Annotated in this window: 13 protein-coding genes; all 13 read left to right on the forward strand. The window is 60.4% G+C overall.

What is annotated here, in order from left to right:
- Positions 1–4: 4 nt before the first annotated feature.
- Positions 5–1099 (forward strand): uroporphyrinogen decarboxylase family protein, encoded by a 1095-nt coding sequence (locus R3F07_12420; GenBank protein MEZ5277177.1) that lies wholly within the window; start codon positions 5–7, stop codon positions 1097–1099.
- Between the two features lie 358 nt (positions 1100–1457).
- Positions 1458–2597, forward strand: coding sequence for a uroporphyrinogen decarboxylase family protein (locus R3F07_12425; protein ID MEZ5277178.1), 1140 nt, complete (start codon positions 1458–1460; stop codon positions 2595–2597).
- A 96-nt stretch (positions 2598–2693) separates the two neighbouring features.
- Entirely contained in the window at positions 2694–4052 is a 1359-nt protein-coding gene (locus R3F07_12430) for a pyridoxal-dependent decarboxylase (protein ID MEZ5277179.1), read from the forward strand.
- A 43-nt stretch (positions 4053–4095) separates the two neighbouring features.
- Positions 4096–4518, forward strand: coding sequence for a hypothetical protein (locus R3F07_12435; protein MEZ5277180.1), 423 nt, complete (start codon positions 4096–4098; stop codon positions 4516–4518).
- Positions 4519–4525: 7 nt separating this feature from the next.
- Positions 4526–5455, forward strand: a complete 930-nt coding sequence (locus R3F07_12440) for a mechanosensitive ion channel (protein ID MEZ5277181.1) — start codon at positions 4526–4528, stop codon at positions 5453–5455.
- A 2-nt stretch (positions 5456–5457) separates the two neighbouring features.
- Entirely contained in the window at positions 5458–6300 is an 843-nt protein-coding gene (locus tag R3F07_12445) for an FkbM family methyltransferase (protein MEZ5277182.1), read from the forward strand.
- Positions 6301–6731: 431 nt separating this feature from the next.
- Positions 6732–7766, forward strand: coding sequence for a 3-deoxy-D-arabino-heptulosonate 7-phosphate synthase (locus tag R3F07_12450; protein ID MEZ5277183.1), 1035 nt, complete (start codon positions 6732–6734; stop codon positions 7764–7766).
- A 34-nt stretch (positions 7767–7800) separates the two neighbouring features.
- Entirely contained in the window at positions 7801–8337 is a 537-nt protein-coding gene (locus R3F07_12455) for an FmdB family transcriptional regulator (protein ID MEZ5277184.1), read from the forward strand.
- A 69-nt stretch (positions 8338–8406) separates the two neighbouring features.
- Positions 8407–9207 carry an inositol monophosphatase gene (locus tag R3F07_12460; protein ID MEZ5277185.1) on the forward strand — a complete coding sequence of 267 codons (801 nt, stop codon included), beginning with the start codon at positions 8407–8409 and terminating at the stop codon, positions 9205–9207.
- A 42-nt stretch (positions 9208–9249) separates the two neighbouring features.
- Positions 9250–9945: a DUF2270 domain-containing protein gene (locus R3F07_12465; protein ID MEZ5277186.1), complete on the forward strand. Its 696-nt coding sequence runs from the start codon at positions 9250–9252 to the stop codon at positions 9943–9945.
- Between the two features lie 111 nt (positions 9946–10056).
- On the forward strand, positions 10057–11856 hold the full coding sequence (locus R3F07_12470; GenBank protein ID MEZ5277187.1) for a hypothetical protein: 1800 nt from the start codon (positions 10057–10059) through the stop codon (positions 11854–11856).
- A 57-nt stretch (positions 11857–11913) separates the two neighbouring features.
- Complete coding sequence (locus R3F07_12475; GenBank protein ID MEZ5277188.1) at positions 11914–12645, forward strand: TonB family protein; 732 nt, start codon at positions 11914–11916, stop codon at positions 12643–12645.
- 103 nt (positions 12646–12748) lie between these two features.
- A complete protein-coding gene (locus R3F07_12480) occupies positions 12749–13510 on the forward strand; it encodes a TonB family protein (GenBank protein MEZ5277189.1) in 762 nt (253 codons plus the stop codon).
- The last annotated feature ends 38 nt before the right edge of the window (positions 13511–13548 follow it).

Consider the following 13548-nt stretch of genomic DNA (forward strand, 5'->3'; position numbering starts at 1 on the left):
CACCATGACTTCCCGCGAACGCATGCTCACCGCTCTTTCCAACGGGCGTCCGGACCGGCTCCCCTGCCAGGTTCACGGCTGGATGCAGTATTACCTGGACACCTACCTGGGGGGGATGGACTGGTGGGAGGCCAATGACCGCTTCGGTCTGGATGGGGCCGTTTATGTGTCCCCCACCTATGTCTATGAACCGCATGAAAATTGGCGGATCGAGCACCGAGATCTCGGTTTGGATCGCGATGGCAATTCATGTTGGGAGGAGACCATCCATACGCCCGACGGCGACCTGCATCATGCCGGCGCAAGCAATCCGATCACCCCCTGGACGACCGAGTACCTGATCAAATCGCCCGCAGATTTCTCCATCTGGGAAAAGCACCATCCGGAACCCGGCGGAGTCGATCTATCCGCGGTCAATGCCGCCAGCGAGCGGATGGGGGATCGCGGCATTATTCGTTCCCATCCCTACAGCCCGGGGCAGGGCAGCCCGTGGCAGAGTTTTTGTACGCTCTACGGAACCGAAGAAGCCATCCTGCTGGGTATGGATGAACCCGATTTTCTCCATCATGCGCTGGAGTCGATCCTTGAGCGGACGCTGCGGGTGACGCGCCTGTGGGCGGGGACGCGTGCCGACATGGTCGAGTTGGGTGGCGGGGCCGGATCCAGCACGGTGATCAGCCCCAATTTCTTCAGGGAATTCTGCCTGCCCTACGACCAGAGACAGATCAAGGTATTCCATGAGATCGGGGTCAAGGTGGTCTACCATCTCTGCGGCGGCCTGATGGAGATGCTGGATCTGGTGGTGGAGACCGGGGCGGATGGACTGGAGACGATGACTCCGCCCTCGATGGGCGGAAACTGCGACTTGCGCAAAGCCTCTCAGCAGGTGGGCGACAGACTGTTTTTCATCGGCGGTTTCGACCAGAATACCGGTTTCGAACACGGAACTCCGGCGGTGGCCCGGCGGCAGGTCAGGGAACTCTTCGAGGCCACCCGGGATCACGCCGGCTATATCTGCTGTCCCTCCGATCATTTCTTTCACGGTGCCCCCGCGAATCTTCAGGCTTTCGCCGAGGCCTGCGCCGAATGTGTTTACTGAGTGAAGCGGTGCTTCCCGAAGGTGGAGGACGGAAGATGAGGATTCTCGCGCAGAGACGCAGAGACGCGGGGTAAAGAGAGAGGCACTATGGGGCGGGTGTTCTGGAGGGTTGTCTCAGGGAGGCACAGAGGCAGAAAGAGGATTGTAATCCTGATCAATTCCCTGGGATGAGTCTCACTGCCAAGGTAAAAGAGGTGACGAAGGGCCATGATCGTGAGCTGGATCCTGAGTCTCAGCTTCTTCATTCTTTTCCTTTGTGCCTCCGTGTCTCTGTGAGGATATCCTTCCGAAAGCATCAACCGGAACCCACATAAACGTCCGCGTATTCTCGCGAAAGCCAAACCTCAGACCCCTCATCATGACCCGCAAACTGAAATGGACGCGCCACGAAGACCTGGCGATCAACCGCCGGCCCTGTGTCGGACGGCAGGAATACCTCGATCACATGACCTTTGTGTCGAACAAGCGTCCGCTCTTCACCGAGCCCTTCGGCCCCCTCATCGGTCTGAAGGAAGAGTGGGAGGAACAGGGGGCGACGCCGGAGGAACTCGACTTTTCCGCCTTTGCCTATCGCTGTGAGAAGCAGGTCTTTCTCCCCCACATGACCGGGCGCATGGGCGGACATCCGGTCGAAGTACTTGAGGACAATGACGAGTATCGACTTTATCGCGACGACCTGGGCCGGACCATGCAATTGCCGAAAGCCACGGCCACTCTGGCGCTGCCGTTGGATTTCCCGGTCAAGACGATGGACGACTGGCTCAGGATCAAACCCTGGTATCAGTTTTCTGAAGACCGCATGCAGACAAACTGGGAGGCGGTGGCCCGGGCCGCCCGGGCGGAGGATGCCGTGGTCTCGGCGGGCATCCCGGGAGGGTTTGACGAGATCCGGGAGCTGATGGGCGAAGAGGAACTCTGCCTGGCCTATTACGAGCAGCCCGAGCTGATCCATGACATCCTGGATACAATCGGGGATTGTGCCCGGCGGGTCCTCGACCGGATCTCTTCGAAGGTGACCATCGACGTGCTTCATGTGCACGAGGATATGGCGGGAAAATCCGGTCCGTTGGCCGGGCCGGTTCAGGTGAGGGAATTCATCCTGCCCTATTACCGCAGGATCTGGAGCATGCTCAGCGAGCGCGGAACCCGTCTCTTCGATCAAGACAGCGACGGCGACATGAATCCGGTCATCGAGGTCTTCCTGGAGGCCGGGGTGAACTGCATGCACCCGATGGAACCGGCGGCGAACATGGACATCGTGAAAGTCCGGGAGAAATTCGGCAACCGCCTGTCATTCTACGGAGGGCTGGACAAGCATGTCATCCGCAAGGGCCATGCAGCCATTGACGCCGAGCTCAACTACAAGCTTCCCCCGATGATCCGGTCGGGTGGGTGCGTGCTGGGTCTCGATCACCGGATACCGAACGGGACGCCGCTGGAAGCCTATCGCTACTACCTGAAGCGGGCTTGGGAGATCCTCGAATCCGCGATTCCTTGAACCGGCGCGTTCACATCCTGAACCTCGGTTTCTCCGGCTTGCGCTTTAGGGAATCCCGCCAGACGATGGCGGCACTCAATCAGCTGATCCGAATCCATGAACGACCTCTTTAGAATGACGGCCGAGATGGCCACCGGCTATATGGAATCACTCACCAGCCGGCCGGTGGCACCCTCCGAGCAGGCCGTCGCCGCGACAACGGCTTTCGACGGACCTCTGCCGGAGGACGGCACCGATCCGGAGGAAGTCATCCGGACATTGCACGCCCTGGGAACACCGGCCACCATTGCCATGGCGGGTCCGCGGTTCTTCGGATTTGTGATTGGAGGAGCCCTGCCGGTCTCGGTGGCCGCCAACTGGCTGGCCACCGCCTGGGATCAGAATACCGGCAGTTACCTGACGGCCGCGACGTCGGTTCCCGAGCAGGTGGCGCTCAAGTGGCTGCTTGAACTCCTGCATCTGCCCATGGAGTCTGCCGTTGGTTTCGTCACGGGCGCGACCGTGGCAAACTTCACCGCATTGGCCGCGGCCCGACATTCCGTACTGAAACGGGCGGGCTGGAACGTGGAGGAGGAAGGACTCTGTGGTGCTCCGGAGATCAAGGTGGTGGTGGGCAGGGAATTCCATCCATCCGTGATGAAGTCGCTCACCATGCTGGGTTTCGGGCGCAATCGCCTGATCCGCTGCCCGGTCGACGGTCAGGGCCGGATGATTCCCGACCGGTTGCCCAACCTGGACGGCCCGGCCATTGTCTGCACTCAGGCCGGCAATATCAACACGGGGGCCTTTGATCCGATCGGCGAGATTGCCGATCGCGTCCACCGGTCGGGCGGCTGGGTGCATGTGGACGGAGCCTTCGGCCTCTGGGCGGCGGCCACCCCGACGCGAAGCCACCTGACCGCAGGCATGGAGAGGGCGGACTCCTGGGCGACCGACGGCCACAAGTGGCTGAATCTTCCCTTCGACAGCGGATTCGCCTTCGTCCGGGACGCCGAGGCGATGGGGACAGCCCTCGCCATCACGGCCGAATACCTTCCTCCGCCCGGCGAGAAGCGGTTTCCCGCCAACTTCACTCCCGAACTCTCGAGACGGGCCCGCGGGGTCGATGCCTGGGCGGCCATCCGCCACCTGGGCCGCAAAGGAGTGGCTGAGATGATCGAGCGTTGCTGCCGTCATGCCACTCGGTTTGCCGAAGGTCTGTCCGAGGCCGGTTTCGAGATACTCAACGACGTCGTCCTGAACCAGGTGCTGGTTTCTTTCGGAAGCCCGGAACGGACCGACCGGATCATCGAGCGTATCCAGAAGGACGGCACCTGCTGGTGCGGCGGAACGGATTGGCAGGGACGGCATGCCATGCGCATCAGCATCTGCTCCTGGATGACCACGGACGCGGACGTCGAGATGAGTCTGGAGGCGATGATCCGGGCCGCAGACTCCGAGCCGGAACGACCGTGAATCACTGAGACCTTGCAGTCTTCGCGGTTCCGGGCATGACTGAATGCAATCATCTGCCCCGACTTCCTTCATGCAGCGACTCTACAAGCCCTTCTTTATTGTCTACGGGATCCTCCATGTGGCTGGCGGCCTGGTCCTTCTGGTCACGCCGGATTTTTTTGATCTGATCGTCGATCCGCTTCCGGGTGCCGGACCGGCCGTTCTGATCGCCGTCCTGAGCATCTTTACGGGTCTGGCTCTCATCGGCAGTGCCTTCGTCGAATCGCTCCGCGCCCGGCGGGTGATTCTCAAGCTGATCATGGTCGGCAGTCTGTGCAATGCGCTGGCGCATATCACGAACTCCATCCGGGGAGACGCGCCGATTTATACCGGACCGGTCGCCGCCGTCTTCCTCGGTCTGGTCATCATCCTTCTCATCTCCATCGATCGAAGCCTGCGGGACATTCCCGCACCGGAAGCCGTCTGATCCAGCCATGAACGAAACTGCATCTCCACCGGATATGTCCGTCCCGGCGGTTCCTCCGCTGCAGGAAAACCACGATGTCCTTGATGTGATCCTGGGTTTTCTCTTCCGGGATTTTCAGGTCGGCAATCTGAGCTTCACCCCGCTTTCGCTGCTCATCGGTCTCGGACTGCTTGCCACCCTGATCGTCTTCAATTCAATGCTCAAGCGGGTGTTGCGCCACCGGGTGCTTCCCAAGGCGGGCCTGGCTCCGGGAGTCAGCGCCGCGATCTCCACCCTGATTGGATACATCGTCCTCGTGGTCGGCATCCTGGTCATCCTGCCGATTTCCATCCAGGGGTTCAATATGGGCACCCTGTCGGTGCTGCTCGGTGCGGTTTCCTTCGGCATCGGTTTTGGACTGAGGAATATCGCGGACAATTTTGTAAGCGGCCTGATTCTCCTGATCGAACGGCCGATCAAGATCGGCGACCGGATCTCGGTGGAGGGTGTTTTCGGCACGGTCAGGGAAATCCGGGCCCGAAGCACCACGGTGGTCACCAACGACAACATTTCGATCGTCGTGCCGAACTCGCAATTCATCGCGTCGCAAGTGACCAATGTCAGCCACAGCGACAACCTTGTGCGATTCCGTATTCCGGTGGGCGTGCATTACAAGAGCGATGTCCATGTCGTGACCAAGGCCCTTCTGGAGGCCGCCGATGAATGCGATATCATCCTGAAGAATCCCGAGCCGGGCGTGCGCTTCATCGAGTTCGGAGATTCCTCGCTCAACTTTCAGCTCTGGGTCTGGACCGACTCCTTCTTCGACCGTCCGAACAACCTCAAGAGCCAGGTCAATTACCTGATCTGGGACAAACTGAAGAAGTACCAGATTGAGATCCCGTATCCGCAGCGGGATCTCTACATCAAGGAAATGCCCGGCCCGAGGCCGGACTGAGCATGCACCCGGCCCTGGCTTTCACCCGCAACCAGCGTCTCCCCCTCAACCTCCGGCGCCTGGTCGGCGGGTGGTTTGTTCCCATGTCGGGCCGGACGTTCACACTCGACCTCGAGCCGGTCTTCCACGGTCGTCTGGACAACTATATCGAGTGGGTTGTCTATGTGACCGGTCAGTTTTTCGAGTTTCCCTACATCAATCTGGTCAGGCGGTTGCACAAGGGCGGGGTGGCCCTGGATATCGGAGCCAACCTCGGCAATCACGCCCTGGCATTTTCCGCGATTTTCGATGAAATCCACGCCGTCGAGCCGTATCCTCCGGTCTATGAACGGTTGGCCGCCCGTCGGGAGATTACGGACCGGATCCACCCTTACCGGGTCGCTTTGAGCGACCGAAGCGGCTCGCTCTCCTTTCAGGAGCCCCGGACGGACAACCTTGGGATCGGGCGGATTGCCGAAGGCGGAGGCATGAGGGTCGAGGCTCTGCGCGGCGATGACTTTGTCCGCGCCGAGATCCACTCGCGCATCGATTTCGTCAAGGTCGACGTTGAAGGCCATGAACTCGAAGTCATCCGTGGGCTGGCCGGAACCCTGGAGAGCAATCGCCCCACCGTCATCTTCGAGGCTTCAAAGGCGGTCATGAAGACAAGTGACTCGATCCGGGCGTGTTTTGACCTCTTTCCACAGAATTACGTATTCCACAGCCTGAGCGGCCAGAGCAGCTGGCCGCTCCAGCGGGCGACAGCCAGGATGTATCCAATGTGTCGTGACGCCCCGCGGTCGGGGCGCCGCAGCGTGGATCTGATCGCCCGCCCCCGTGAGAAAGTCACGGGGGATCAAAGGTAAACCCGGCATCAGACAGTTGCTTGTCCGTGACCAAGCCTGGTAGCGGTTCGGGCGGCTTGAGTGTGGGGGAGTGGCTTACCTGCTTCGCCGCAGCCAGGCGGAGACGGTCCGCGCCTCCCCGCGACTGTCCCGACATGGGGCTTCGAATGACAACTCCAAGAGCCTGGCAGCCTGCGGGCACTCCTTGGTGACTCTCGCCTGAGCGAAGGCCGGAAGGCTGATGAGTTGCAGCGGCGGCAGTCTCAACCCGCAAACCTGCGTTGATCCACCCCAAGGGACCGGGGCAACTGAACCACAGGATTCGGCGAACAGGAAATGCCAGGTCTGAGCCGAAGAATCGACTGAACGCCGTGCGATCCGGAGAGCCCAAGTTTCGACTGGCCGGATCCCGGGGTTTCCCCACAATCTGGAGGTTTTCCCAAGGAGTTTTCATGATTCTTCCCAAACAGAACCGCTTGACCGACGAGCAGTTGACCGAAGTCACCTCCATCGTGAAGGAATTCGGCTGCGACATCATGGTCATTGTCGGGGCGGTCCGCACGATCTACGCCATCATCGGTGATGAGCGCCACGACCTCATGATCAAGCGGATCGAGGGTCTCGCCTACATCGACCGGGTGGACAATATCCAGTCGCCCCACAAGCTGATGGATATCCGGTCCGATCTGGCCACCCACAGGGTACAGATTGGTGGCATCACGGCCGGAAAGGAACTGTTGATCATAGCGGGGCACTGCACGATCGACCCGAAGAACCCGGAGCTGTTCTATGAAACCGCCCAGGCGGTCAAGGAAGCTGGTGGTCATGTCCTGCGGGGAGGGGTCTGGAAGCCGCGGACCAACCCCTATTCGTTTCAGGGCGATGCCAGGTCCATGGAGATCCTGATGGAGGCATCCGCCCGCACGGGCCTGCCGGTCAATACCGAAGTCATGGACGAGTTTCACCTCGAAATGGCCCTCGAGGCGGGCGTACAGATGCTTCAGGTCGGCACGCGAAACGCCCTCAACTATTCACTCCTGCGGAGTATCGGCAAAGCCATCGCCGGGCGCGAGACGGTCGTCTTGCTGAAACGCAGCCGCCACATGGGTCCGCTCGATGAATTCATCGCGGCAGCTGAGTACATCGCCAATTTCGGCAACCCCAACGTCATGCTCTGCCCCCGTGGCACCATGCCGACGCTTGAAGGCTACCGGAACCACCCGGATGAGTCGATCACACCCCTACTGAAAGAGAGAACCTGGGCGCCGGTCATCGTCGACCCATCGCATTCGGTCGGGAAATCGGTCTATGTGGAAGCTTGCGCGATGGCGGCGGTAGCCTACGGTGCCGACGGACTCTGCATCGAGGCCCACATCCGGCCGGCAAAGGGCATGGGCGACGACCCGAAGCAGGCCGTAACCCCTGAGGCACTCCGGCGGATCATCGAAAAGGCGCGCAAGATTTGGGCCTTGCGGACGGAGTCTTAATTTGTAGATCGAATGGTCGAATCAGTCAGCAGGTATGCCGTTGTACGAATACTACTGTCCCGACAACAACAAGATCTACCAGTTCTACGCGAAGACGATCGCGCAGGGCGAGACGATCCCGAAGTGTCCCGACAATCCGAAGTTTCGGATGGTCAAAATGATATCGGAATTTGCCATCGGCGGAACCCGGAAGAAGACCTCTGAGGGGTCCGAAGGGTCGGCCGGCGGGGAGCCTGGTGGAGAGGGGATGGACGTGCCGGACGGCATTGATGACTCGCGAATGGAATCCGCCCTCGGCCAGCTCGAGAAGGAGATGGAGAATATCGATGAAAACGACCCCAAGGCGATGGGGCGGATGATGCGTCGGATGGCGGAATTGACCGGTGAGCGGTTGGACGGGGAGATGGAAGAGGTTGTCCGGAAACTCGAGGAGGGCCAGGACCCGGAGAAGATCGAGGAAGAAATGGGCGATGTGCTCGGCGACCCGGATGACGAAGAGGGCGGGGGATACGGCGGAATGGGTGGAATGGGCGGTCCCCCGATGCGGGATCCGACCCTTTACGATTACTAGGGCGAACCCGATCGGCCCTCCGTTTCCGGTTGCCACGGATCCCGGGTCTTTCAGGGTGGCCGAGTGGATATGGATTTGACCGAACGGATAAGGACGGGGCGCGCCGTAGTCACGGCCCAGATCGAGCTGCTGTTGGAAGGGTTCGGAGAATCGGTCAGTCATTGGAAGCACGACGGCACCCGGGTTACGGAAATCGACCTGCGGATCTCGGAGCGGGTTTTCGCCGCTCTCGGAGCCGCCTTCCCCGACGACGATCTCTGCAGTGAGGAAGGAGACCCTGCAGCGGGTCCGCGGTCCCTGGAGAGCCGCTACTGCTGGATCCTCGATCCGGTCGACGGAACCAACAATTTTGCCATCGGGATCCCGATGGTCGCCATCTCCCTGGCTCTCCTCGAAGATGGCGAGCCGGTTTATGGATTTGTCTACGATCTGGGTGGACGGCGACTGCACCACGGAGGGCCCGGTCGGGGGCTCTGGGTGGATGATCAACGCATCGAACCCGGAATTCCCGAGGAGCGCGATGCCCGGATCGTCGCATTGCACAGCCCGATCGACGGTCGCCACCTACCGCTCCTGAAGGCGATTCTGAGGAAATTCAAGATCCGGGCCTACGGGAGCGGCGCCCTGCATCTGACGCACGTGGCCTATGGCCGGATCGATGCGTGTCTCGATTTCACGATCAAGGTCTGGGATATTGCAGCGGCGGTCGCCTTCTGCCGGGAATCCGGGACGGCGATCACGTTTTTTCAGAACAACCCGTTTCCGGTTCGGCGGTTTGATGTCCGGATGCGACCCACGCCGTATCTGGCAGCGTCCCCGGCCATTCACCAGGAGATGCTCCGCGATATGCCGATACCCGGCAAAAAATGACTCGCCGCACCCGGCCACCGGGGGTCACCATGTCCGTCAGCGATGACACCTGAATTCGAAAATCCACCCGAGTCAATTGACGCCAAGGATTACTATACGGTGATGATCCATTTTTACCGGGGAGAACTCGGGCGGATCATGATCTGGAGACAACGGCTCGATATCACCACGAATTGGGCGATCGTCGGTTCGGTCGGCATGATCACGTTCGGTCTCGGGTCGCAGACCCATACCCACCTGATATTCCTCTTCGCCAATTTCCTGATCTTCCTGATGCTGACGATCGAAGCCCGACGCTATCGGTTCTACGATGCCTTCCGCGCCAGGGTACGTATGCTCGAAGCACATTTCATCATGCCGGTCATGATGCGGGAGGCGCGTCTTCTTCAGGGAGACTGGAAAAAAATCATGGCGGAAGACCTGATCATCCCCAGTTTCAAAATGAGCCGGCTCAACGCCACCCTGAAACGTTACCGACGCAATTATGTCTGGATTTTCCTGATCATCGCCGGAGCCTGGTTCATCAAGATCTGGCTGGATTTCCCGGATGCCCACAGTTTCCCGACGTTCATCGCCGCTCTTTCCAACAACCAGCCGATGCCGAAGGGGGTGTTCTGGGTATTGTTTGCCCTATGCTACCTGACCCTGGCCGGCCTTACCGTTGGTTCCTTCCTGATGAAGGAGAAATCCGGTGAATTTTCCTCCAAGGCGATGCGCCGGAAAAAATGGCTGAAGTGACCGGCCGGGCTGGCGCCGGCTCGTCGATTCCGCCGAAGTCCCAACCCTTCCATTATTCAGCCTGATCAGTCGTCACCGATCCCCAGCCAAGTCTTCGTCCCGACACGCCCCATGCCTCCTGGATCCCATTCACCGATACTGCAGCCGGAGAGACTTCGCCGGCTATACATTGACGCCCTCGAGTCGAGGGCGGAGGCCATCCTGGCGTCAGGCCACCCCGGCGGGCGGTTTGGGACCGAGCCCTGGATTGTCCGGGATCAGGATGTGATCCTGCCGCTGGCTCTCCTCTACAAATTCGGGCCGGAGCACCGGAAGGGAAACCCCGAGTTGCTCGGGACGATTGCCGCCGCCGGATGTTACCTGCGGGAACGTCAGGACGCCAGGGGTATGTATCTCTTCAACAAGAAGGACGGATCGGAATGGGGCATGATCTTCATGCCCTGGACCTACCTGCGGTGGATGATCACCTATGACCTGCTGGCGGATGATCTTGCCGAGGAGGACCGGCAGACCTGGGAAGAGGGTCTCCGCCTCGGCTATGCCGGCATTTCCGAGACCGAACTTTCCTCCTCCAGCAACATCTATCCGGGGCCGCTGCCCGGTCAGGCCCCTCCTCCGAAAGGGGAATTCATCCCGTGGATTCACAATATACCCTGTCATCACGCTGCCGGATTGTATCTGGCCGGAAAGCGCTTCGGGCGGGAGGATTGGATGTCGCAGGCCCGGAGCTACCAGCACCAGGTCGTGGCGGCCCAATCCCCCCATGGCTGGTGGACCGAGCACAGCGGCCCGGTCGTGCTCTACAACCGCGTCTATCTGGAAGCCCTTGCCATCTATTTCCAATACAGTGGCGACCCGGTGGTCGGGGATGCCCTCAGGCGCGGCAACACCTTTCACCTGCACTTCACTTATCCCGACGGTTCGAGCATCGAGACGATCGACGAGCGCAATCCGTATCCACCTATCGAATACAAAACCGAGGCGGACGGATCGCCGAGGTGGCTGCCCCGCCTGATGTTTCCCCATCCGGGCCTTTATGCCTCGGCGGATGGAGTCGTCCTGCTCAAGCGCCTGCTCGATGCCCTTGAAGCGAGGGGGGCAAGGGACCTGGACAACGCGGAATATCTCTTTCTCTGTCTCCCGGATGGCGGATTACCGGAAGGAGCGGCCGGCGCCCCGGCGTCGCAATACGCCATGGGCGACAAGGCCCTCGTGGTCAATGAAGGCCCGTGGACGCTCTGTCTCTCCGCCTATTGCGCAACCCGCACGCCCAATCGATTCATCCAGGATCGCCAGAACCTGGTCAGTGTTTTTCACCGGGACCTGGGTATCATCCTGGGAGGCGGCAATACCAAGATCCAACCGCTCTGGAGTACGATGACGGTGGGAGACACCCGCCTCGTGTCTCCTGCAGGGTCGACCCGTGAGACCGATCTGGCTCCGGAAACCGCCCTTTCGTATGTACCCTACACGGCGGTGATTGTCGGGGAAGGGGGAAGAGGAGTCGGACTGACCATCGGAACCGGGGGTGCCCTGCTGAGAATCGGCCTGCGGGTCATTTCGGACAACGCCCTGGAATGGAAAGTCTGCCTGGAAAAGGCCGCTCCCGACGGTAGTGAGGTCGCAAATCACCTCACCTTCATCCGTTACCCGGAAAGCCCGGTGATATTTTCGGACAGGAGTTCCGCCGATCTCGGGATGGACGGGTGGTCCCGTTCCGGACTGGAGTGGATCGGCCATCATGGCTGGAGGCTGACCCTGCCGTCGGCCGCGCGGATCTCATGGCCGGTTCTTCCGCACAATCCCTATACCGGCGACGGGAAGGCCGCATGGAATGAAGGCCGATTGGTGGTCACCCTGCCGTTTGAACGCGAAGGAGACACCTTCACTCTGCATCTGAGCAGGGAATGACCGGGTCTGCGATTTGCAGGATTGTTGAAAGGCCGGATTTGTGCCTGAATTCCGGGGATGAAAGTCGACACTTGTTTTATCGCGGCGATTTTCGCCGTTTTGCCAACCGTCCTGATGGGGGCGAAGACGCCACCTTCGCCCATGGATTACCAGGCGCCGGTCTATCCGGAGGCCCTGCTGGACAGCGGCAAAGACGGCATGGCCAAGATCACTTTCACCGTCAACGAACGTGGCCTGGTCGAGGATCCTGTCGTCGCGGAGGCCTCGGAACCGGAATTTGGCGAGTCGGCGCTGGCGGCGGTTCGTGAGTGGCGTTTCCGACCGGGAACCGAGGATGATGTCGCGATCTCGATGAAGGTGTCCCTGCCTTTCCAGTTCACCGCTTCTCCGGAGAACAAGATCAATGCGGCCCTGCACCGAAAGGTCTTCAAAGTGATTGACGAGACCATTGTGCCGGCGAAAGACCTTGATTCGCGACCGGTCGTGGCCACCCGCAAGCGGGTTCCATATCCGGCGGCCCTCAAGGGATCGGGAACGGAGGAGCGAATCACTCTGGCGGTAGTGATCGGGCCGGATGGTCTGATCTACAATCCCGAGATCATCAAGTACACGGTGAAGGAATTCTATATTCCCGCTCTGGTCACGGCGGCCCAGTGGACGTTTGAGCCGCCGATGAAGGACGGCAAGCCGACCTATGCCCAGTTCGATTTGACCATCTGGGTAATGGAAGGCGACATGCCTGCCGGTCGTGGAGAGACCGGCCGCAAGACACCGCCACCATCGAATTGATCGGGAACAGCGGCTGAACTGATGCTGCCACGCCGGAGGATAACCGGCGCTGATATTCTCTCCCGGGATTGATTTGCGGCCCGCCATCCGCTAAATTCGAGCCATGACGCGGATGGCGGTGGTTCTCCTGTCAATGCTCGCATTGCTTGCCGGGAACGGTCATGCGCGTGCATTTCGGGCTCCGATACCCGAGAAATACCCATCCCCAAGCTATCCGGATGAGATGGAGGGATCGGGTCTCGACGGGCGGGCCGAGCTCATCTTCACCGTGCTCGAAGATGGTTCGGTCGAGAATCCGAGTGTTCGTGAAGCTTCGCATCCGGCCTTTGCCCAGGCAGCCCTGGAGGTGATCGAAGGGTGGCGTTTCAAGCCGGGTCTGCGAGACGGCAGGATTCAGGCAATGAGGGTAGCCCTTCCATTTGTGTTTTACGCCGGTCCGGCCCGGAAGGCGAATGCGGTTCTCGGCCGGGTCGTCTATACGGATATTGACGACATCATCTACAGTCCGGTTGAAGTGGGCGGTCTCCCGGAGATCACCTATCAGCCCATGCCTCCTTACCCGAAAGCGATGCTGGGAAGCGGCCGGACTGAAATCGTCAACCTCACAATGGTGGTCGGTCCCGACGGGCGCGGATACAATATGGAGATTGAGGGGTATCCGCCCAAAGGCTTCGCGTTCGTCGCGGTGGTGGCGGCCAGTCGGTACCGATTCAAGCCCGTGATGTATCGCGGAAAGCCGGTTCACGTCTACACACGCCTGAGCATCGTCATCTCGGAGGATCCGGACCTGGCCCGACGTTCGGGGTCCGACCGGGACGTGGTCGGAGAGACCTTCGATCCACTCGCGGACTATCCGGAACTCTAGCGATCAGACACGCATGATCTGACGGGTTGGGCAGGAGA

It is taken from the genome of Opitutaceae bacterium, from assembly GCA_041395105.1.
Taxonomy (GTDB): Bacteria; Verrucomicrobiota; Verrucomicrobiia; order Opitutales; family Opitutaceae; genus B12-G4.